This is a genomic window from Mycolicibacterium baixiangningiae (genome assembly GCF_016313185.1).
Classification (GTDB): Bacteria; Actinomycetota; Actinomycetes; order Mycobacteriales; family Mycobacteriaceae; genus Mycobacterium; species Mycobacterium baixiangningiae.
In genome coordinates, this window is record NZ_CP066218.1 from 6131961 (window position 1) to 6153117 (window position 21157).

Below are 21157 nucleotides of genomic sequence, written 5' to 3' on the forward strand. Positions count from 1 at the left end.
CGAACACCAGTTCGCTTTCGCCGGCTGTGACTGTAGGGATCCCTACCGACAACTCCACGCGACGGCCAACGTTAGACGTTGCTGAGGGAGCCCGGGGATGGCCCTGTTCATGAACCTGTGGACGGACTGTGCATAGATCAGGACAGGCGTGTTGAGGCCTTGGGGAGAACCTGTGGATAGGCATTCGTTATATGGATATCACCGCAGATACGCGCACCATAGCGCCGATTAATCGTTGTGGATAGAAACTTCTTCGGCGTGTCGTGTCGGGTTGACTTCTCGGGCGTGTTGAGTGGCGCCGGAGGACCCCGCAGGTTAACAGCGGATTACCTTCGCTAGTGAAGCAACATCACGCGATGTTCGCCAGACAACACAGCAACGCCCGGGTGAGAACCGACACGGTTCCCACCCGGGCGTATTGACGCTGGCGTCAGGCTTCGGCGACGACGTTCAGCGACACCGAGGTCTCCACACCCGGGTGCAGCCGCACCTTCACCGAGTGCGCACCGAGGCTCTTGATGTGCGCCTTCGGCAGCTGAACGGTCCGCTTCTCGAGGTTCGGACCGCCGGCCTTCTTGATTGCGGCGACCACATCGGTCGAGGTGACCGAGCCGAACAGCTTGCCGGTGTCGGCCGAGGCGTTCACCGCGAGCTCGACACTGTCGAGCGCCTCGATGGCGGCCTTGATCTCGTTGGCATGCTCCACGCCGCGAACCGTCTTGGTCTCGCGGGCACGACGGATGTCATCCGCCTGGCGCTGGGCACCGCGGCTGGCGACGATCGCCAATCCGCGCGGCAGCAGGTAGTTGCGGCCGTAGCCGTCTTTGACTTCCACGGTGTCACCGGGCTCGCCCAGGTGATCCACGTCAGCGGTAAGAATCAGTTTCATCTCGTTGATCTTTCGTTTCCGGTGGCGGACTACCGCGTGGACGAACCGAACGGCAGCAGAGCCACCTCGCGGGAGTTCTTCACCGCAACCGCGATGTCACGCTGGTGCTGGACGCAGTTGCCGGTCACCCGGCGGGCGCGGATCTTGCCGCGCTCGCTGATGTAGGTGCGCAGCAGTGCGGTGTCCTTGTAATCGATGATGGTGCCCTTGCCCTTCTTGGAGCAGAACACGCACTTGCGGGTCTTGACCGGCTTTTCCGGTGCCGGCCGCCGCTTATTGGACTTGGCCATATCGCTATCTCTTTCTCAGTATTGCTCGTGGGAGTGCTTCAGGAAGCCACTCAGAAGGGGGGCTCGTCATCGGCGCCGTTGAAGGACCCCGACGCCGGGGCACTGCCCCACGGGTCCTCGGCCGGGGCCGCCTGGCCACCACCGCTGCCGCTGCCGCTGCCGCGGGATCCCCCGCCGCCACCGCCGCCGAAGCCACCGCCACCGCCGCCTCCGCGGCTGGCCTTGTTGACCTTGGCGGTCGCATATTTCAGCGACGGACCGATCTCCTCGACCTCGACCTCCATGACGGTGCGCTTCTCGCCCTCGCGGGTTTCGAAGGACCGCTGCTTGAGCCGCCCGGTCACGATCACCCGAGACCCTCGGGTCAGGCTTTCGGCCACGTTCTCGGCGGCCTCGCGCCAGATGTTGCAGCGTAAGAACAGCGCTTCGCCGTCCTTCCACTCCCCGCTCTGGCGGTCGAAGATCCGCGGAGTCGACGCCACGGTGAAGTTGGCGACAGCCGCGCCGGACGGTGTGAACCGCAATTCCGGATCGGCCGTCAAGTTTCCGACGACGGTGATGGTGGTGTCACCAGCCACTGGGGTCCTCCTGAGATGGACGGCATATTGGGCGCGAGCCTACGCAAGGCGTAGGACACCCGACAGCCGTTCGGTGATCAGTGCTTGTCGGTCCGCATGACCTTGGTGCGCAGCACCGACTCGTTCAGGCTGAGCTGACGGTCGAGCTCAGTCACCGTGGCGGGCTCGGCTTTCACGTCGATCACCGCGTAGATGCCTTCGGCATGCTTGGCGATCTCGTACGCCAGCCGCCGGCGGCCCCAGATGTCGACCTTGTCGACACTTCCGCCGTCCTTGCGGATGACGTTCAGGAACGTCTCCAGCGAGGGAGCTACGGTGCGCTCGTCAAGTGTGGGGTCGAGGATGACCATGATTTCGTATGGACGCATTAGAACCTCATCACCTCCTATGGTCGTAGTGCGGCCACGGGGGTTCCCGTGGCAGGAGGGTCGCCTGCGTCGGCAACCGGCCCAGGCTACAGGAACAAGGGCTGAGCTGGGAAATCCGCTCGCAGGTCACCTGACTTCGGCCGGCTGTTGCTCCTGGGCCGGCGCCGCGCTGACCCGGATCCGCCGATCCGGCGGCCGCAACCAGTCGGGCAGCCAGCGCGGCGGATCGTCGGGCGCCCCGTCGAAGACGCCGCCCGCGGGATCGTCGACCCGGCCGCCCCACCGGACGAGATCCAGCTCCGGGCGATAGATCTGGCGAATCACCAAAGCGCACAGCACGATCACCGCGATATCGCGCAGCAGCACCGTCGCGGTGAACCACTGCTCGGGCAGTCCGCGATTGGCTTCGCCGTAGAGGTAGAGCATCCGGGGCACCCACACCAGCGCGTCGATCGTCATCCACACCAACAGGATTCGGCGATGCGGCAGTGCCAGCACCGCCAGCGGAACCAGCCACAGCGAGAACTGCGGGCTCCACACCTTGTTCGTCAACAGGAACGCCGCCACCACCAGGAATGCCAGCTGCGCCACCCGCGGCCGCTGCCGGGCCGTCAACGCGATGAACCCGATCGCGATACAGCACGAGGCGAACAGCACCGCGGTGACCGTGTTGAGGATGGTCGGGGGCTGCCAGAAACCGAGGTCGGTGTCGAACCCACGCCACCCGGTGAACGACTTGACGACGTTGTACAGCGAGTCCATGTCGTCGCCGCGACGGGTGTTGAGCCGGAAGAACTCCGACCACCCGCGCGGGAACAACGCCATGATCGGCAGGTTGACCACCAGCCAGGCGGCGAGTGCCGTGGCCGCCGTCTTCGCCACCTCACGCAGCCGTCCCGTCCGCACCGCCAACAGCACCAGCGGAACCAGCAGCAGCACCGGGAACAGCTTCGCCGCCACGCCCAGGCCGATCAGCGCACCGGCCAGCACGGGTCTTCGCCGCGCCCAGGCGAGCATCGCGCCGACCGCGAATGCCGTTGCCAGCGCGTCGAAGTTGGTGAAGATCTGGAAGATCACCAGCGGCGACGCGGCGACCAGCGCGGCATCCCACACCCGGCGGCCGGCCAGCATCGCCGTCGCCCACACGGTCGCCAGCCACGCCAACGCCAGACCGAAGGCCGCGATGTTGAAGAACATCACCACCTCGGCGACCACCGGCACCGACACCGCCCGGGTGACCGCCGAATAGGTCTTCGCCAACGCCATCGACACGTACTGATACAGCCCGGTCAGCACCGGATACTCCATGTACCGCACGGCGGTCTCGCCGTCGTAGGTGATCCGCGGCTCACCGCTACTGTCGGTTTCGATCCAGCTCGACTTGTACGGGAACTTGCCCTGGTTCAACAGTTCCGCGGTGTAGAGCGGCACGGTGTCGGAGTAGCAGAGCTCGTAGTAGGCGCGGTTGTTCTCCCAGTTGGCCACCCGCTGATCCGCCGATCCCGTGCCGGTGGTCTGCAGGCAGGCGGCCTTCGTCGAATAGCCCAGCGCCAGGAACACGACGGCGAGGACGAGCATGACCCGCAGCGGAGTCATGACGCGCTGCCTGCCGATCAGGGCGTGCCGCCCGACGGACCCGCCGATGGTGTCGGCGAGTGCCGCCCCGATGCGATCAGTGCGGCTGGGGAGATCGCGGTCGTCGACGCTGCGTCGGTCCTGCGCCGGCGGCGCCGGCGACACCCACCCACGCTGCGGCTCCTCGGGCTCCGTCACGGAGGCGGCGGCGGACCCGGCGGTACGGGTGCGCCCGGGACGACCGGCTGCGGCTGCACGGGAACAACGGGTGCAGGCACCGGCGCGCCGACCGGTGGTGGCGGGCCCACCGGCACCGTCGTCGGCGGGCCGAGCGGAATCGTGATGCCCGGCGCGACTTCGAGTGTCGGCTGGATGACCGTCTCGGTCGGAGTGGGCACCAAGGTCGAGGTGGCCGTCGGCCGCGGCGCCTGCGGCACACCCGCGTAGCCACCGATCTCTTCCGGCTTCGGGAACGACTCCTCGTCGGTGCCGTCGAGCGCGCCGTCCATCGTGGCCTTCCAGATGTCCGACGGCAGACCCGACCCGTACACCGGGGAGCCCCACTTGTTCTCGAGCGGTTTGGTGCCGTCGACCGTGCCGACCCACACCGCGGTGGACAGCGACGGGGTGAACCCGACCATCCACGCGTCGCGGTTGGCGCCGGTGTCACCGAGCTGGTTGGTGCCCGTCTTGGCCGCCGAGGGCCGTCCGCCGTCCAGCGCGTGACCGTTCGAGTACGCCGCGATCGGCTGCATCGCGGAGGTGACGTTGTCCGCCACGGTCTTGTCGATGCGCTGCTCGCCGCTGTTGTCCTCCTGGGTGGCGTCGAACAGCACGTCGCCCTGGGAGTTGACGACCTTCTGGACGAAATGCGGTTTGTGATAGAGGCCGGACGCGGCCAGCGTCGCGTACGCCGAGGCCATGTCGATCACCCGGGACTGGTACTGCCCCAGCACGACTCCGTTGTTGGGCGGGCCGCCCTTACCGTCCTCGCTCAGTGTGTGGTCCACACCGGGAAAACTCTCGGCGATCCCGGCCTGATGCGCGGCGTCGGCCACATCCTGCGGACCGTTGTTCAGCTCGAGCATCAGGCGGTAGTAGCTGGTGTTCAGCGAGCGCTTCAGCGCCTCGGCGATGTTGCAGGTGCCGCAGCTGTTGCCCTCGACGTTGCCGATCTTGATGCCGTCGACCTCCAGCGGTGAGCTGTCGACCTGGAACCCCAGGCCGATGCCCTGCTGCAGCGCGGCGACGAGCGCGAACACCTTGAACGACGACCCCGTCGGCAGACCGGCCTGAGCGAAGTCGAACCCGTTGGCGTCCGAGCCGCCGTAGTAGGCCCTGACCCCGCCGGTCCTCGGATCGATCGACACCACCGCGGTGCGCATGTCGGGGTCCTGGCCGTCGAGGTACTCCGCGACGGCCTCCTCGGCCGCGCGCTGCGCCTTCGGGTCGATGGTGGTGGTGATCTGCAGACCCTCGGTGTTGAGTTGCTGCTCGCTGATGTTGAACAACTCGAGCAGCTCACGCTGGACCTGACGTTCGATGAGGCCGTTGGGGCCCGTCGTCTGATTCTGGTTCTGCGCCTCATCCGGCGCGACGGTCGGCGGGAACACCTGCGCCGCGCGGTCGGCCTCCGACAGCGCGCCGATGTCGACCATCCCGTCGAGCACCCAGGTCCACCGCTCCGCGGCACCCTCCGGGTCGACGGCCGGATCGAGGGCGGACGGGCGCTGGATGAGCGCCGCCAACAGTGCACCCTCGGAGACGGTGAGTTCTTCGACCGGTTTGTTGAAGTACGCCTTCGACGCCGCGGCCACGCCGTAGGCGCCGCGCCCGAAGTAGATGATGTTCAGATACGACTGCAGCACCTGGTCTTTGGACCACTCGCTGGACATCTTCGTCGAGATGACCAGCTCCTTGGCCTTTCGGGTCAGGCCTCCCAGCCCGCCCCGCTCCGAACCGACGAGCGCGTTCTTCACGTATTGCTGCGTGATCGTCGACCCACCCTGGATGTCGCCGCCGAACAGGTTGTTCTTGAACGCGCGGGCGAAGCCGGTGAGCGAGAAGCCGGGGTTGGAGTAGAAGTCGCGGTCCTCGGCGGCCATCACCGCGTCCCGCACGTGCACCGGGATCTGGTCGATGTCGACGTCGACGCGATTGCCTTCCGGCGGAACGATCTTCGCGATCTCACTGCCGTCGCCGGCGAGGATCGTCGACACCTGGTTCGTCCGGATGTCGCCCGGGTTGGGCACATCGACGATCATGTAGGCCATACCGAACGTCACCAGCGGCAGCACGATCAGCACGGCCGCGGCGGCGATCAGTCCGCGCCGGACCCACTTCCAGTTGATCTGCTCGCGCCAGTGCGGGCGCCTTCCCGGCGGCGGGCCCGACGGTCCTCCGCCACCGGGTCCGCGTGGCGGCGGGGGCTTCTGCGGAGGGGTGCCGTCGAGCGCGGCCTTGACCACGTCGATGGGGTCGCGCAGGTGCGCGGGGGGTTCGTCGCGGAACTGCGGGAGTATCGCGGTCCGCCCGTCATCGGGCGCCCTCGGCGGACGGTTGCGGGGAGACGGTTCCGGTGGCCGGCGCACCGGCCTCTCACCGGGGCGCGGTGGACGACCGCGGTCCGCGTGCCGGGGGCCCCTATCGGATGCTGCACGGTCGGATCCTGGAGGCGGCGCACCGACACCGTCAGCAGCATGTCCCCTACGGACATCGCCGGCCGACCGTTCGTGGCGCCCTTCGCTATTCACTCGCCGTACGCGCGCTCTTGCGCGCCGGCCGGGTACCGCGCGGGGCCTTGGGCGGCCGCACCGCGCCGAGCACATACGACTTCACCAGGTGATTCCATTCACAGGTTCGGCATACCTCCACCACATGTACGGAGAACTCGTCGAACTTGGTGGCCAGCAGAACCAGCTCCTCGGCGGTTCGCGCTGACCCGGACACCGGGCCCAGATGGTCCCCAAACACCCACGACACCAGCGTGAGCTGCTCCTTGCGGCAGATCGGGCACATCACCGAGCTCTGCTTGCCGTGGAACTTCGCGGCACGCAGGAGGTAGGGATTCGCGTCGCAGACCTCCGAGACGCCGGTGCGCCCCGAATAGACCTCAGCCAGCAGGGACCGGCGCCGCAGCGCGTAGTCCACCACCTGTCTCTGCAATCGCACGCAGACCAGAGTACGTCGGCCCTTTGCGCACCGAGCGTCAGACGCCGCACGTGATCACCTTTTCCGCGTCTGGTCTGCGGCGTTGCCCCTCGAACTCTTACGATCCTGGCGTGGCAGTGAGCAGCTCAGGGCGGCCGACGACGGGAACCCGGGCCAAGGACAGCGACCGCAATGACATCTGCCAGGTGCTCGACACCGCGCTCAGCGAGGGGCAGCTCTCGATGGCCGAGCACGGCGAGCGCGTCAAGGCCGCCACCCACGCCGCGACGCTGGGCGACCTGCAGGCGCTGGTCTCGGACCTGCAGACCGCGAACGCGCCGGTGACGCTGCCCGATCTGAGCAGGCCGAAGCGGCGCCGCATCTCCCCGCAGGCCGGCTGGGGCGTCAAGGTGGCGATGGCAGCGGTGCTCGTCGTGCTGGGCGTGTGCATCGGCTGGGGCCTCTACGGCAATACCAGCTCACCGTTGGATTTCCAGAGCGACCCGGGCGCCAAGTCCGACGGCATCCAGGCCAAGGTGCTGACCCCGCCGCGGCAGTTGCAGTCCCTCAACGGGCTCAACGGACTCTTCGAGCAGATGCGGCAGCGCTTCGGCAGCACCATGGGCTACGAACTGGACATCCGCGCCGACTACGCGTCGCTGGACCGGCCGGACCCCGCGGACAACCGCCGTCAACAGAACTACGACTACCGCGGCGGGTGGGGTGACCCCTGGGGTTCGCCGACCAGCCTGAGCAGCGACGACCGGCTGGTCGACCTAGCGAGGTTCGACTACGAGAAGACGCTCGCGGTGATGCGCGGAGCGCCCGACACCCTCGGGATGAACCGCGCCGACGTCACCGACTCCTGGCTGCGGATCGGGCCGTCCACCGACCCCGCGACTCCCGACCTCGTCACCCTGGAGATCGTCGTCAACAGCGACTTCGGCAGCGGCCGTATTGAGCTGTACCCCGACGGCACCACCAAGGCGATCTGGCCGCCCAGCAACTGACCTCCCGCGGGCGCACAACGACGGACCGGGGTTCCCGATGTAGCGCCATATATATCGGCGCGATACTATTCTGCGAGGTGTCGGTGCGTCGTAGCGGCGATGCAGAAATGAGGAGGTGGTTCCCGGTGCTGGAACTCGCCATCCTGGGTCTGCTGCTCGAATCGCCGATGCACGGCTATGAACTGCGCAAACGCCTGACCGGACTGCTGGGTGCATTCCGCGCGTTCTCATACGGTTCGCTGTACCCGGCACTGCGCCGCATGCAGATCGACGGGCTGATCGTCGAAGACGCGGCACCGGCAGGCGCCGTCGCGCGCCGACGAGCGCGGCGGGTCTACCAACTCACCGATGCCGGCAAGCAACGCTTCGCGGAGCTCGTGGCGGACACCGGTCCGCAGAACTACTCCGACGACGGATTCGGTGTCCACCTCGCCTTCTTCAACCGCACTCCGGCCGAGGCCAGGATGCGGATCCTCGAGGGTCGCCGTCGTCAGGTGGAGGAACGTCGCGAAGGTCTGCGTGAAGCAGTCGCGCGAGCCAGCACCTCGTTCGACCGATACACCCGGCAGCTGCATCAGCTCGGGTTGGAGTCCAGTGAGCGCGAAGTGAAATGGCTCAACGAACTCATCGCGGCGGAACGTCTCGGGCAGGGAAGTCCGGACAACTCGTGAGAAACAGCCTTGAACCCGGGCGACCAGGGACAGCACTACCGAATTTCAGTAGGAGAGGGAGAGAACGGCCATGACTGAGCACGCAGGAGACATCCGGGTCGCCATTGTCGGCGTCGGAAACTGCGCGTCCTCGCTTGTACAGGGCGTGCAGTATTACAAGGACGCTGACGAGAATGCGACCGTGCCCGGTCTGATGCACGTTCGTTTCGGGCCCTACCACGTGCGCGACGTGAAGTTCGTCGCCGCATTCGACGTCGACGCCAAGAAGGTCGGCTTCGACCTGTCCGAGGCGATCTTCGCGTCGGAGAACAACACCATCAAGATCGCGGACGTCCCGCCGACCGACGTGGTCGTGCAGCGCGGTCCGACCCTCGACGGCATCGGCAAGTACTACGCCGACACCATCGAGGTGTCCGACGCCGAGGCCGCCGACGTGGTGAAGGTGCTCAAGGACGCGAACGTCGACGTCATGGTGTCCTACCTGCCGGTGGGGTCCGAGGAGGCCGACAAGTTCTACGCGCAGTGCGCGATCGACGCCGGTGTGGCGTTCGTCAACGCGCTGCCGGTGTTCATCGCCAGCGATCCGGTGTGGGCCAAGAAGTTCGAGGATGCCGGTGTGCCGATCGTCGGCGACGACATCAAGAGCCAGGTCGGCGCCACCATCACCCACCGCGTGATGGCCAAGCTCTTCGAAGACCGCGGCGTGCAGCTCGACCGCACCATGCAGCTCAACGTCGGCGGCAACATGGACTTCCTCAACATGCTCGAGCGCTCACGCCTGGAGTCGAAGAAGATCTCCAAGACCCAGGCCGTCACGTCGAACCTGCAGCGCGAGTTCAACACCAAGGACGTCCACATCGGCCCGTCCGATCACGTCGGCTGGCTCGACGACCGCAAGTGGGCCTACGTCCGCCTCGAAGGCCGCGCCTTCGGTGACGTGCCGCTGAACCTGGAGTACAAACTCGAGGTGTGGGATTCGCCGAACAGCGCCGGCGTCATCATCGACGCGGTGCGCGCGGCAAAGATCGCCAAGGACCGCGGCGTCGGTGGCCCCGTCGTCGCCGCCTCGGCGTACCTGATGAAGAGCCCGCCGCAGCAGCTGCCGGACGACATCGCCCGCACGCAGCTGGAAACCTTCATCGAAGGCTGAGTTTTTTCGCCGAAACTGCGGTGAGATCGCGATTCCCGAGCAACGGGCGATCTCACCGCAGTTTCGTCGTATAAAGGGGCGGTGATCACCGATGCGGAACTGCTCAACGTAGACGAGTTCGCTCTCTTGCCCGAGAACGCCGAGCAGATCGGCGTCACGTCGATACCGCCGGTCACGCGCATCGACGCAGGCCCGGTCAGCGCCATCAAGTGGGACGACGACGCACCGCAAGTGGTGTTCCTGCACGGCGGCGGGCAGAACGCCCACACGTGGGACACCGTCATTCTCGGCCTCGGCGTGCCCGCGCTGGCGGTCGACCTGCCCGGCCACGGCCGCTCGGCCTGGCGGGAGGACGGCGACTACGGTCCCAAGCTCAACGCCGAGACGCTGCGCCCGGTGCTGCGTGAGTGGGCGCCGCGGCCCCGATTGGTTGTCGGAATGTCGCTGGGCGGGTTGACCGCACTGCGTATCGCGGCCACCGAACCGGCGCTGGTGCCCGAGCTGGTGCTCGTCGACGTCACGCCGTCGGCCCCCGAACGCCACGAGCAGATGACCAAGGCCCAATTGGGTGCGGTCGCGCTGGTGCAGGGTGACCGCACCTTCCCGTCGTTCGAGGCGATGCTCGACGTGACGGTGGCCGCCTCCCCGCACCGTGACCGGAAATCGTTGCGCCGCGGCGTGTTCCACAATTCGAAACGGCTGGACGACGGCACCTGGACGTGGCGCTACGACTCGTTCCGCAAGGGCGACGGATTCGAAGGGCTGTGGGACGACGTCCCCGCCATCACCATGCCCACCACGCTGGTGCGCGGCGCGAAGTCGTTCTTCGTCAATGACGAGGACGCCGACGCATTCGCCAAGGGCGCCCCGGGTTTTCAGCGCACCCACGTGGTCGAGAACTCGGGGCACTCCGTGCAGGGCGATCAACCGCAGGCGCTGGTCGAGATCCTGCGCGAAGTGCTGGACCGCTGACTAGACGTTGCGGTTCATCGGGGCGCGCAATCCCCGGCCCGCCTGGGCGTTCATCACCTTGTCGTTCTCGCCCGTGAACGTCGCATCGTCCAGGTGATGCATCGAGCTGCCGGGCATCCCGTCAGCGTCGTCGTCTTCGTCCCGGTCGGCGTCGGTTGCCGCATCCGTCGACTCGGAAGGCCCCGCGGCCTCCGACGCCGATGCGCTCGACGACGTCGAGCTCTCCCCCCCGTCCGCGCAGCAAATTCATTCAATTCGCACGATTCCGATCGATTCGTCAACCGGGTGTTCACCTGTTCATCGCCTGCTGCTCGCCGGGCTCCCGTAGGTTTTCGCGCGTTCGGTCGCGCAGCCCCGCGGCCGTGAGGACGGAAGGACCCAGCCGGTCATGGCGCTAGTGCCGTTGAATCTCTTTGTCGCCCACGATGGAAAGTCGAAGCGGCAACACATCACCTGCCGCTACAAGTGCGGCGATGCCTGTTCGAAGCCGGTTCCCAACACCAGCGACAACGAGTACTTCGGCGACATCGTCAAACAAGTGAACCGCCGCTCGATCCTGCAGGCCACCGGAGTGACAGTGCTGGCTGTCGGCGCCGGATCGATGCTTGCCGCCTGTGGCGGCAACGACACTCCCCCGGCCGCGAGCCCATCCGAGGCCGCGCCGCTCGAACCACGACCCGGCATGAAGTTCACCGCCGTGGCGCCCAACAGCGCGGACGCCGTCGTCATCCCCGACGGGTACCAGCAGGCCGTCGTGATCAGCTGGGGTGACCCCGTCCTGCCCGACGCGCCGAAGTTCGACGTCACCCGGCAGAGCGGCGCCGCGCAACGCGGCCAGTTCGGCTTCAACAACGACTTCGCCGCGCTGCTGCCCATAGACGGTCAACCCGACCACTTCCTGCTCGTCACCAATTTCGAGTACGTCACACCTCAATTCATGTTCGCCGGGTACGACGCCGACGCTCCGACCCGTGAACAGTTCGACATCGAGATCGCCGCCGTCGGGATGGGCGTCGTCGAGGTCGAGCGCACGCCGCAGGGACTCAAGCCGGTGATGGGGCGCTACAACCGGCGGATCACCGCCGACACCCCGTTCACCCTGACCGGTCCCGCGGCGGGCACGGACTTCGTCAAGACCGCGGCCGACCCAGACGGGCGGACTGTCGCGGGCACCTTCGCCAACTGCGCCGGCGGCATGACCCCCTGGGGCACAGTGCTTTCCGGTGAGGAGAATTTTCACAGCTACTTCGGCACCGCCGAAGGTTCGCCTCCGCCTCCCCCGGTGGTCGCCGACCGGCAGGACCGCTACGGCGTCGCCCTGGAACCCACGGAACTCAAGTGGGAGACCTTCGATCCCCGTTTCGATGTCACCTCGACACCCAACGAGGTGAACCGGTTCGGCTACGTCGTCGAACTCAATCCGTGGGACCCGAACTCCACGCCCATCAAACACAGCGCGCTGGGGCGGCTCAAACACGAAGGCGCCAACATCCACGTCACCGGCGACGGCACCGTCGTCGCCTACACCGGGGACGACGAGCGTTTCGACTACCTGTACAAGTTCGTCTCCAGCAAGAAGATCCGGCCGGGTCGCGATGCCGCCGCCATCGCGCACAACACGACCATCCTCGACGAGGGAACGTTGTACGTCGCGAAGCTCTCCAGCGACATCCCGGCCAACGAGATCGACGGCTCGGGCACGCTGCCGAAGAAGGGGGCGTTCAGCGGCACCGGCACCTGGCTGCCGTTGCTGAAGTCCGGGCCGAGCGGGCAGGCCGAGTCGTTGGTCGGCGGCATCACCGCACAGGAGGTCGCCGTGTTCACCCGGATGGCCGCCGACAAGGCCGGCGCCACCAAGATGGACCGTCCCGAGGATGTGGAAGCCCACCCGAAGACCGGCAAGATCTACGTCGCGCTGACCAACAACGACGAACGCGGCGCGCCGGGCGAGCAGGGAGTCGACGCGGCCAACCCGCGCAACGACAACAAGAGCGGGCAGATCCTGGAGATCACCGACAACCACGCCGGCACCGACTTCACCTGGGACCTGCTGCTGGTGTGCGGAGACCCCGCCGCCGCCGACACCTACTACGCGGGCTTCGACAAGACGAAGGTCAGCCCGATCTCGTGTCCGGACAACCTCGCGTTCGACAGCCACGGCAACCTGTGGATCTCCACCGACGGCAACGCGCTGGACTCCAACGACGGGCTGTTCGCCGTCGCGCTCGACGGCGAGAGCCGCGGCGAGACAAAGCAATTCCTGACCGTGCCGATCGGCGCGGAGACGTGCGGGCCGGTGGTGACCGACGACTTCGTGACGGTGTGCGTGCAGCATCCAGGAGAGAACGACGACAACAGCATCGACGACCCGGTGTCACGGTGGCCCGAAGGCGGCAACGGGACGGCGCGGCCATCGGTCGTGATGGTGTGGAAGGGCGACGGGCAGATCGGCGTCTGAACGGCCGCACCCGCTAGCATCGCCGGGTGACATCGCCGGGGCTTACCACTGTGGATCTCGCCCACGCGGGCAACGAGGCCTCCGACCTGGTCCACGTCGACAACGAGGCGCTGCTGGACGCGCACGGCTGGGATCTCGGGTTCTGGACCGTCCTCGACGAGGGTTCGGTGGAGGATTCCATCGCGGTACTCGGCCATGCCCGCGGGGCGGCGCCTGACAGCGGCTGGGAGATCTACCCGTTGCCGGCTGTCGCCGGTGGGGAGAAAGGTCGGACCGAGGACGCCGAGGCGGTCGCGCGGTACGACGGGTGGATCTACGTGGTCGGCTCGCACTACGGATCCAAAGCAGGGCCGCTGCAGGCCAAGCGTGGCTTCATCGCTCGCTTCGACGAGCAGTCGATCGACCGCAGGGTGCCCGAGGCGGAGCTTCCGATCGAGATCCGCCGCAACCAGTTTCGCCTGCACCGGCTGGTCAACGATGCACTGGACGCTTCCCGGGTCGTCGCGATCACGCCCGGGGACAGCGTGCGTACCCGTTTCATCGCGCGCACCATCGAGCGCGGCACCCAACGCAGCAAGACCTGGGCCGACCGGCTGACCGAGCGGGACGTGCCGATCAACATCGAGGGTGCCGCCTTCCGCCCCAACGGAAACCTGCTGCTGGCGTTGCGGTTTCCCACCACCGCCGAGGGCGAGCCGATCCTCGTCGAGCTGTCCGGCGTGCCCGCCATGTTCGAGGCCGAGGAGACGTGGCCGACCGTCGAGCACGTGTGGGAGCTGAGCGGCGTATCGCCGCCCGGCGCACTGGTCGGCTTTCGCGCCCTCACGCACTCGGGCGATGACACCTACGACGCGATCATCGGCTCGATCGACGCGACCGACAAGGGTTCGGTCCTGCTGGAGGACCATCCCGAGGGCGCCCTGGAGCACTGCTCGCATTGGCGTTTCACGCTTCCGGCCGAGCACCGCGACACCGGCGCGCCGGCCGAGATGATCCGGGACTTCCCCGGCCTGCGCAACGTCGAGGGCCTCGCGGTCGAGGACGGGCAGACGTTCTACGTCACCGATGAGGACCACCGCATTCAGGTGCGCTTCGGCTGAGTCCGGGCGTCCCGATCAGCAGCGGGCTACCGTGGCTTGCGTGACTTCCCCCGCAACACGCCCTGTCCGCATCGGCGTCCAGCTGCAGCCCCAGCACTCCCCGGAATACCGCCACATCCGCGACGCGGTGCGCCGCTGTGAGGACATCGGCGTCGACGTCGCCTTCAACTGGGACCACTTCTTTCCGCTGTACGGCGATCCGGACGGCGCCCACTACGAATGCTGGACCATGCTGGCCGCCTGGGCCGAGCAGACCTCGCGCATCGAGATCGGCGCGCTGGTCACCTGCAACTCATATCGCAATCCGGAGCTGCTGGCCGATATGGCCCGCACGGTGGACCACATCAGCGAGGGCCGGCTGATCCTCGGCATCGGCTCAGGTTGGAAGCAGAAGGACTACGACGAGTACGGCTACGAATTCGGCACGGCCGGAAGCCGTCTCGACGACCTGGCGCGGGCCCTGCCCCGGATCAAGTCCCGGCTGGCGAAGCTGAATCCGGCACCGACGCGCGACATCCCGATCCTGATCGGTGGGCAGGGTGAGAAGAAAACGCTGCGCCTGGTCGCCGAGTACGCCGACATCTGGCACGGCTTCACCGACCGCGCCACCTATCCCGGCAAGGCCGAGGTGCTCGACCGGCACTGCGCCGACGTCGGCCGCGACCCGTCGGCGGTCGAACGCTCGTCGGGTGTGCCGGAGGGCAGCGAGGAGGCCATGCTCGCCGAAGCCGACGCGCTCGTGGGTCTCGGGGTCAGCCTCCTCACCGTCGGCGTCAACGGGCCCGACTACGACCTGTCGGCCGCCGAGGCGCTGTGCCGCTGGAGAGACAGCCGGTAGCCCCGGCGCGGCCCGCCATCGCGACCCCCGAAGTCGTCGTCCCCCCGGTGGCGGTGGTTAGGTCAACACCCATGAAGGTCGGACGGATCGCGGCACTGATCACGACGATGCTGATGGTGGCGACGCTGTGTTGCGCCGCCCCGGCCGCCGCGCAGGGCGACCAGTGCGCGCCGCCGGGCATCGAGAGCGCCAGCGCGCTGCCCACCAACCTCGCGGCAGCCGCGCAGGGTCCGGAAGCCGACCGGTACACCACGGAGACGGTGCGGCCGCTGGACAGCATCGACGTCGGCGCGCTGGGGCTCGGCACGCCCGGTGTGCTCACCGTCGGGACGCTGTCGGACGCGCCGCCCAGCATCTGCATCGACTCCGCCGGCCAGTTCACCGGATTCGACAACGAGTTACTGCGCGCCATCGCCGACGAACTCGGCCTGCGGGTCAACTTCGTCGGCACCGAGTTCTCCGGGCTGCTCGCCCAGACCGCCTCCCGGCGGTTCGACGTCGGCTCGTCGTCGATCACCACCACCGACGCGCGCCGGCGCACCGTCGGGTTCACCAACGGCTACGACTTCGGGTACTTCTCGCTGGTCGTGCCCAGCGGCTCGCCGATCGACGGATTCGGGCAACTCGGCCCCGGACAGCGCATCGGCGTCGTCCAGGGCACCGTGCAGGAGGCCTACGTCGTCGACACGCTGCGCCTGCAGCCGGTGATCTTCCCCGACTACAACACCGTCTACGCCAGCCTCAAAACCGGGCAGATCGACGCGTGGGTGGCGCCGTCGGCGCAGGCCGAAGGCACCGTGCAGGCCGGCGACCCCGCCGAGATCGTCGAGAACACGTTCAGCCTCGACAACTTCATCGCCTATGCCGTCGCCAAGGAGAACCAGCCGCTGATCGACGCGCTGAACTCCGGGCTGGATGCGGTGATCGCCGACGGGACGTGGGCGCGGCTGTACTCGGACTGGCTGCCGCGCGCGCTGCCGCCGGGGTGGAAACCCGGCTCGAAGGCGGCGCCCGCACCGCAGCTGCCCGACTTCGATGCGATCGCGGCCGAGCAGCAGGAAACCGACGTCGGCCCGGCCGCGCCCAAGTCGACTCTGAGGCAGCTGTCGGACTCGTTCCTGAACTGGGAGCTCTACCGGCAGGCCATCCCGGACCTGCTCAAGACCGGGCTGCCCAACACGCTGATCCTCACGGTCAGCGCCGCGGTGATCGGCCTGGTGCTGGGCATGGCGCTGGCGGTCGCCGGCATCTCCCGGTCGCGGCTGCTGCGCTGGCCGGCCCGGGTGTACACCGACATCTTCCGAGGCCTGCCCGAAGTGGTGATCATCCTGCTGATCGGCCTCGGCGTCGGACCCATCGTCGGCGGGCTGACCGGCAACAACCCCTTCCCGCTCGGCATCGCGGCGCTCGGGTTGATGGCCGCGGCCTACATCGGCGAGATCTTCCGGTCCGGCATCCAGAGTGTCGAGCCCGGACAGCTCGAAGCGTCACGCGCACTGGGCTTCAGCTACTCGTCGTCGATGCGGCTGGTGGTGATCCCCCAAGGTGTGCGGCGCGTGCTGCCGGCGTTGATGAACCAGTTCATCTCGCTGCTCAAGGCGTCGTCGCTGGTGTACTTCCTCGGGTTGATCGCCAACCAGCGCGAACTGTTCCAGGTCGGCCGCGACCTCAACGCCCAGACCGGCAGCCTCTCCCCGCTCGTCGCCGCGGGCCTGTTCTACCTCGTGCTGACCATTCCGCTGACCCACCTGGTGAACTACGTCGACGCCCGGCTGCGCCGAGGGCGACGGCCCACCGAAGAGGATCCGCCCACGCTGCAACCGGCGGCGACACAGGAGATGATCTGATGGCCGACCTCGAACCGGTGTCGTTGGCGGCCACCGACATTCACGTCGCATTCGGGCCCAACAAGGTGCTTCGCGGCGTGGACATCGACGTGCCGGCGGGGTCGACCGCGGCGGTGATCGGGCCGTCGGGCTCGGGAAAGTCGACCCTGCTGCGGACGCTGAACCGGCTCTACGAACCCGACCGCGGTGACATCCTGCTCGACGGGCGGTCGGTCCTCCAGGACAACCCCGACCAGCTCCGCCAACGCATCGGGATGGTGTTCCAGCAGTTCAACCTCTTCCCGCACCGCAGCGTGCTCGACAACGTCACGCTGGCGCCGCGCCGGCTCAAGCGGCTGCCCGCCGACCAGGCCCGGGAACTCGGCCTGGCCCAGCTCGACCGCGTCGGGCTGCGCCAGAAGGCCGACGTCCGGCCAGGCACGCTGTCCGGTGGCCAGCAGCAGCGCGTCGCCATCGCCCGCGCGCTGGCGATGTCACCGCAAGTGATGTTCTTCGACGAGGCCACCTCGGCGCTCGACCCCGAACTGGTCAAGGGCATCCTCGCGCTGATGGCCGAACTGGCCGCCGACGGGATGACCATGGTGGTGGTCACCCACGAGATGGGCTTCGCCCGGTCGACGGCCGACTCCGTGGTGTTCATGGATCAGGGGCAGGTCGTCGAGTCCGGACCGCCCCAGCAGATCTTCGATGCGGCGCAGACCGAACGCTTACAGCGATTCCTCTCGCAGGTCCTATGAAAATTAACGTCCAAAAGCATTACGGCAGGCCCGGACACGTTAGACTGGCGAACTATGGTGGAGACCCAGCCGCAGGTCACGGAGCTCGCAGGTGAGCTCCAGCGCGTGCTGTCAAAGCTGTTCTCCGTCCTGCGCCGCGGCGACGTCAACCGGGGCACCGAGGGCGGCGACCTGACGCTGGCCCAGCTGTCCATCCTGCTGACGTTGCTGGATTGCGGCCCCATCCGGATGACCGAGCTGGCCGCCCACGAGCGCGTCCGCACCCCCACCACGACCGTCGCGATCCGTCGACTCGAGAAGATCGGGTTGGTCAAACGCTCCCGCGACCCCTCGGATCTGCGGGCGGTGCTCGTCGAGGTCACGCCGGAGGGTCTGGTTCAGCACCGGGAAGCGCTCGCCACCCGACGTGCGCACCTCGCCACGCTGCTGGCGAAGCTCAGCGAAGAGGAGCTCGACACGATGGCCAAGGCGTTGGCGCCGCTGGAGCGCCTCGCCGAACAGCACCGAGACTAGGCGCTATCCGAGCCAGTCCAGCACCGCTGCGGCGGTCCACGACTGCTGCATACTTCCCAGCGGTTCCCCGGTGAACGGTTCGTAGTACTCCGCGAACGTGCCGTCGCTGGCCTGCCGCAAGCCCTCGTGCCGCAGCACCCGGGCGCGTTCGGCCCACCCGCGCCGCGCGAAACACCACGCGAACAGCCACGTCATCACCGGCCATACCGGCCCGCGCCAGTACTCCCGTGCCCGGAACTCGCGGGACACCGGTGACGTCGACGGGATGCAGGCGTACCTCAGGTCGGGGTGCCCGCAGAATCGCGGACCCTCCAACAGCCGCAGCAGCGCCCGCTCCCGGTTGTGCGGCAGCCCGCCACACAGCAGCGGAGCGAACTGGGCGACGGTCTCGGTGGCCACCCACTTGTCCGCGCGGAGATCGAAATCCCTTGCCGCACCGGTCCGTTGGTCCGTCGTCTCGATGACGCCGGTGCGGAACCGCTCGGCCCACGAGTACAGATCACGCACGTCTGCGTGCGGGCGCTTGTAGTCCTCGCCGATCTCGGCGAGCACCTGACAGGCCACCGAGAAGATCGCCGAGACGAACACGTCCTCGACGGCGAAGCTCATCGCCTTCGGCAGCAGTTGGTCGTCGTAGCGGGCGGATTTCATCTCCTCGAGCAGCCACAGATACCGGTCGTATTCATGGTCGGACGGCCGCTGGGTGGCGTCGGTGTTGATCTTGTTGTCCTCGCGCTGATACTCCGGCACCAGGCCCGGAATCACCTTGGCGTAGGCCGCATCCCACCGCGGGGAGTTGTCCATACCGGACTCCCAGCCGTGGTAGAGCGTGATGCGGCCATGACCGTTCTGGTCCCGGCATTCGGCCAGCCAGCGGTGCCAGCGCACCAGATCGCCCCACCGGCGGTCCAGGAACGACTCCGCCACCGCACGCGTCGAACGACCCCGGGTGCGCGCGTGGTCGAGGATGCGCTGCACCGCGATCGCGTGCACGGGGGGCTGCGTGATCCCCGACGTGTGCCGGGTTCGCGGCGCATCGGTGGCCAGTGCCGAGCAGGCCCACCGCGCCGGACCGGGGAAGTACCCGTCGACACCGTTGGCGAAGACGATGTGCGGGATCATGCCGTTGCGCCACTGGGCCGACAGCAGTGTGTCGAGTTCGACGACGGCCCGCTCCACGCTCAACGGCGCCAGGCCGATCGCCACGAACGCCGCATCCCAACTCCACATGTGCGGGTACAGCAGCGGCGCCGCGGTCGTCATCGCACCCAGGTCGTTGCCGCGCAGGAGGTATGCGGCGCGGGCCGCGAGTTGCGTGGGCGCGAAGCTGGGATCGTGTGGCATCCGTCCAATCATGCGACGGCTGAGCGCCGAGCGCAGGTCGGTAGGGTTGGCGACATGCCGACCGCGATGATCACAGGCGCCTCACGCGGCCTCGGGGCGGCCATCGCCACGGCCCTGGCGCCCACCCACACGCTGTTCCTGGCGGGTCGGCCGTCGGCGCAACTCGACGACGTCGCGAACCGGCTCGGCGCCACCACCTGGGACATCGACTTCGACGATGTCGACGCGATCCCGGTCGCCGTCGAACCGATCGTCGAACTCGACGTGCTCATCCACAACGCCGGCGTCGCGTATCCGGCCCGCGTGGCGGAGTCGACCGTCGACGAGTGGCGGGCCACGATGAACGTCAACGTGATCGGCGCCGTGGCGCTCACGCTGGCGCTACTGCCGGCGCTGCGGGCCGCCGCGGACGGTCAGGTGGTGTTCATCAACTCCGGGTCGGGGATCAACGCCTCGCCCGGGCTGGCATCGTATTCGGCGAGCAAGTTCGCGCTGCGCTCATTCGCGGACTCACTGCGCAACGACGAGGCCGGACTGCGGGTCACGTCCGTGCACCCCGGGCGGATCGCGACGGAGATGCAGCAGGACCTGCGGGCGTACGAGGGCCGCGACTACAACCCCGCCGACTTCCTCAGCGCCGAGACGGTCGCCCGGGTGACGGCGGACGCGGTGAACGCGCCGCCGGGCGCGCACATCCACGAGGTCATCATCCGCCCGCGGTAGTGGTGATTTGGGCGTGCTGGGTCGCGCTGAGCGCGACTGCTCACGCCGAAATCGCGGTGCGCAGGGTGGCGATTACTCGATCGGGATATTCGGTGAGGTCCAGCCAGGTGAACCTGAGCACCTGCCAGCCCAGTAGCGTGATGGCGTTCTGTCTGACCCGGTCGTGGTGGAAGTCTTCGGACTCGCTGTGAAACGCGAGGCCGTCGATCTCGACAGCCACCTTGGCGGCGAGGAACGCCACGTCGACGAAGTAGCCACCGATCGGGTAGTTCGTCCGCCATCCGGTGATACCGGCCTGTTCGAGGAGCCGGATGAAGAGCCGCTCCGCCTCGGAGTGCGCACCGCTGTCCGCGGCCTGCAACAGGATTCGCGCTGCGGGTGAGCCGTACCGACCCTTGTTACGCAGATGTGCGCGCCAGAGTTCGCGGAGTTCGGTGTTGTTCTGCAGCGCCCGGTCCACGATCTTGGCGCCGCCGCGGATTCGAACCGCGGCTTCGATGACCGTCAGCGGAGCTGCCGTCATGCGCAGACCGCGGCTCACTGCGACGTCGTCGCCGGCGAGATCGCGTCGGCGAACCCGTGAACCGGGATGCACACGCCCGTTGCTGTTGCGGGGCACTGTGACATCGACGATCTTCGGACAGAACATTGAGAAGCCGTGCCACCAGGCGGCCGTTAGCGCGCTACCCGCGGCGTCGGGCCCGTAACTCCAGACGAGTGCCCGCACCCGGGCGGCGTCGGTGAACGGCCTATCGTCGACGAAGTACACGCCACGCCAGCACCGACGCCACTCGCCCGAACGGACTTTTCGGTCGACGGCGTGCTTGTCCAAACCGGCGCGCCGTGCCTGCTCGAGGGTGACGACACCGTCATGTCGTCGCAGAAATTCCGCCAGCACATATCAAAGGACGTCACCCACCCGGGCACGGTTCCCACCCGAGCGA

Annotated in this window: 20 protein-coding genes; 11 read left to right on the forward strand and 9 right to left on the reverse strand. The window is 67.7% G+C overall.

Translation table 11 applies throughout. From position 1 onward, the window contains the following. Window positions 1–430 precede the first annotated feature (430 nt). The 7 genes from rplI to I7X18_RS29215 form a co-directional block, all read right to left on the reverse strand. Window positions 431–889, reverse strand: coding sequence for a 50S ribosomal protein L9 (gene rplI / locus I7X18_RS29185; RefSeq protein WP_193045334.1), 459 nt, complete (start codon window positions 887–889; stop codon window positions 431–433). 29 nt (window positions 890–918) lie between these two features. Further along, window positions 919–1179 carry a 30S ribosomal protein S18 gene (gene rpsR / locus I7X18_RS29190; protein ID WP_193045333.1) on the reverse strand — a complete coding sequence of 87 codons (261 nt, stop codon included), beginning with the start codon at window positions 1177–1179 and terminating at the stop codon, window positions 919–921. A gap of 50 nt (window positions 1180–1229) precedes the next feature. After that, window positions 1230–1757 (reverse strand): single-stranded DNA-binding protein, encoded by a 528-nt coding sequence (locus I7X18_RS29195; RefSeq protein ID WP_193045332.1) that lies wholly within the window; start codon window positions 1755–1757, stop codon window positions 1230–1232. Between the two features lie 77 nt (window positions 1758–1834). After that, window positions 1835–2125 carry a 30S ribosomal protein S6 gene (gene rpsF / locus I7X18_RS29200; RefSeq protein WP_059092393.1) on the reverse strand — a complete coding sequence of 97 codons (291 nt, stop codon included), beginning with the start codon at window positions 2123–2125 and terminating at the stop codon, window positions 1835–1837. 126 nt (window positions 2126–2251) lie between these two features. Beyond that, on the reverse strand, window positions 2252–3865 hold the full coding sequence (locus tag I7X18_RS29205) for a glycosyltransferase family 87 protein (RefSeq protein ID WP_193045331.1): 1614 nt from the start codon (window positions 3863–3865) through the stop codon (window positions 2252–2254). A gap of 29 nt (window positions 3866–3894) precedes the next feature. Next, on the reverse strand, window positions 3895–6291 hold the full coding sequence (locus I7X18_RS29210; RefSeq protein WP_193045330.1) for a transglycosylase domain-containing protein: 2397 nt from the start codon (window positions 6289–6291) through the stop codon (window positions 3895–3897). Window positions 6292–6445: 154 nt separating this feature from the next. Further along, window positions 6446–6871, reverse strand: a complete 426-nt coding sequence (locus I7X18_RS29215; RefSeq protein WP_134058881.1) for a DUF5318 domain-containing protein — start codon at window positions 6869–6871, stop codon at window positions 6446–6448. Window positions 6872–6981: 110 nt separating this feature from the next. On the opposite strand from I7X18_RS29215, the gene I7X18_RS29220 reads away from it, so the two are divergent. The 10 genes from I7X18_RS29220 to I7X18_RS29265 all read left to right on the forward strand — a co-directional run bounded on the left by I7X18_RS29220 (window position 6982) and on the right by I7X18_RS29265 (window position 18146). Then, window positions 6982–7860 (forward strand): DUF1707 SHOCT-like domain-containing protein, encoded by an 879-nt coding sequence (locus I7X18_RS29220; RefSeq protein ID WP_193045329.1) that lies wholly within the window; start codon window positions 6982–6984, stop codon window positions 7858–7860. Window positions 7861–7985: 125 nt separating this feature from the next. Next, complete coding sequence (locus I7X18_RS29225) at window positions 7986–8531, forward strand: PadR family transcriptional regulator (protein ID WP_193045869.1); 546 nt, start codon at window positions 7986–7988, stop codon at window positions 8529–8531. Window positions 8532–8601: 70 nt separating this feature from the next. Next, on the forward strand, window positions 8602–9681 hold the full coding sequence (locus I7X18_RS29230) for an inositol-3-phosphate synthase (RefSeq protein ID WP_193045328.1): 1080 nt from the start codon (window positions 8602–8604) through the stop codon (window positions 9679–9681). 81 nt (window positions 9682–9762) lie between these two features. Then, window positions 9763–10653 carry an Rv0045c family esterase gene (locus I7X18_RS29235; RefSeq protein ID WP_193045327.1) on the forward strand — a complete coding sequence of 297 codons (891 nt, stop codon included), beginning with the start codon at window positions 9763–9765 and terminating at the stop codon, window positions 10651–10653. Window positions 10654–11041: 388 nt separating this feature from the next. Next, window positions 11042–13111 carry a PhoX family protein gene (locus tag I7X18_RS29240; RefSeq protein ID WP_193045326.1) on the forward strand — a complete coding sequence of 690 codons (2070 nt, stop codon included), beginning with the start codon at window positions 11042–11044 and terminating at the stop codon, window positions 13109–13111. 26 nt (window positions 13112–13137) lie between these two features. Further along, window positions 13138–14211, forward strand: a complete 1074-nt coding sequence (locus I7X18_RS29245; protein ID WP_193045325.1) for a hypothetical protein — start codon at window positions 13138–13140, stop codon at window positions 14209–14211. A gap of 40 nt (window positions 14212–14251) precedes the next feature. Beyond that, window positions 14252–15049: an LLM class F420-dependent oxidoreductase gene (locus I7X18_RS29250; protein ID WP_193045324.1), complete on the forward strand. Its 798-nt coding sequence runs from the start codon at window positions 14252–14254 to the stop codon at window positions 15047–15049. Window positions 15050–15120: 71 nt separating this feature from the next. Next, window positions 15121–16896 carry an ABC transporter substrate-binding protein/permease gene (locus I7X18_RS29255; RefSeq protein WP_193045323.1) on the forward strand — a complete coding sequence of 592 codons (1776 nt, stop codon included), beginning with the start codon at window positions 15121–15123 and terminating at the stop codon, window positions 16894–16896. After that, a complete protein-coding gene (locus I7X18_RS29260) occupies window positions 16896–17633 on the forward strand; it encodes an amino acid ABC transporter ATP-binding protein (RefSeq protein WP_193045322.1) in 738 nt (245 codons plus the stop codon). The genes I7X18_RS29255 and I7X18_RS29260 overlap by 1 nt, the downstream gene beginning before the upstream one ends. 54 nt (window positions 17634–17687) lie before the next feature. Beyond that, window positions 17688–18146 carry a MarR family winged helix-turn-helix transcriptional regulator gene (locus I7X18_RS29265; protein ID WP_193045321.1) on the forward strand — a complete coding sequence of 153 codons (459 nt, stop codon included), beginning with the start codon at window positions 17688–17690 and terminating at the stop codon, window positions 18144–18146. A 3-nt stretch (window positions 18147–18149) separates the two neighbouring features. Here I7X18_RS29265 and ggh read toward each other — a convergent pair whose 3' ends face one another. Beyond that, window positions 18150–19490 carry a glucosylglycerate hydrolase gene (ggh, locus tag I7X18_RS29270; RefSeq protein WP_193045320.1) on the reverse strand — a complete coding sequence of 447 codons (1341 nt, stop codon included), beginning with the start codon at window positions 19488–19490 and terminating at the stop codon, window positions 18150–18152. A 54-nt stretch (window positions 19491–19544) separates the two neighbouring features. Between ggh and I7X18_RS29275 the strand changes: the two genes are divergently transcribed. Next, the gene (locus I7X18_RS29275; RefSeq protein ID WP_193045319.1) at window positions 19545–20213 is read left to right on the forward strand and encodes an SDR family oxidoreductase; all 669 of its coding nucleotides are present in this window, start codon (window positions 19545–19547) and stop codon (window positions 20211–20213) included. 40 nt (window positions 20214–20253) lie between these two features. On the opposite strand, the gene I7X18_RS29280 is transcribed toward I7X18_RS29275, so the two are convergent. Continuing rightward, entirely contained in the window at window positions 20254–21111 is an 858-nt protein-coding gene (locus I7X18_RS29280) for a PDDEXK-like endonuclease domain-containing protein (protein WP_193045318.1), read from the reverse strand. Window positions 21112–21157: the final 46 nt, after the last annotated feature.

Excerpts from the sequence above, each read along its gene's own strand:
- rplI (WP_193045334.1), bottom strand. The coding sequence starts at position 889 with ATGAAACTGATTCTTACCGCTGACGTGGATCACCTGGGCGAGCCCGGT.
- rpsR (WP_193045333.1), bottom strand. The coding sequence starts at position 1,179 with ATGGCCAAGTCCAATAAGCGGCGGCCGGCACCGGAAAAGCCGGTCAAG.
- rpsF (WP_059092393.1), bottom strand. The coding sequence starts at position 2,125 with ATGCGTCCATACGAAATCATGGTCATCCTCGACCCCACACTTGACGAG.
- I7X18_RS29230 (WP_193045328.1), top strand. The coding sequence starts at position 8,602 with ATGACTGAGCACGCAGGAGACATCCGGGTCGCCATTGTCGGCGTCGGA.
- I7X18_RS29240 (WP_193045326.1), top strand. The coding sequence starts at position 11,042 with ATGGCGCTAGTGCCGTTGAATCTCTTTGTCGCCCACGATGGAAAGTCG.
- I7X18_RS29255 (WP_193045323.1), top strand. The coding sequence starts at position 15,121 with ATGAAGGTCGGACGGATCGCGGCACTGATCACGACGATGCTGATGGTG.
- I7X18_RS29260 (WP_193045322.1), top strand. The coding sequence starts at position 16,896 with ATGGCCGACCTCGAACCGGTGTCGTTGGCGGCCACCGACATTCACGTC.
- I7X18_RS29265 (WP_193045321.1), top strand. The coding sequence starts at position 17,688 with ATGGTGGAGACCCAGCCGCAGGTCACGGAGCTCGCAGGTGAGCTCCAG.
- ggh (WP_193045320.1), bottom strand. The coding sequence starts at position 19,490 with ATGCCACACGATCCCAGCTTCGCGCCCACGCAACTCGCGGCCCGCGCC.
- I7X18_RS29275 (WP_193045319.1), top strand. The coding sequence starts at position 19,545 with ATGCCGACCGCGATGATCACAGGCGCCTCACGCGGCCTCGGGGCGGCC.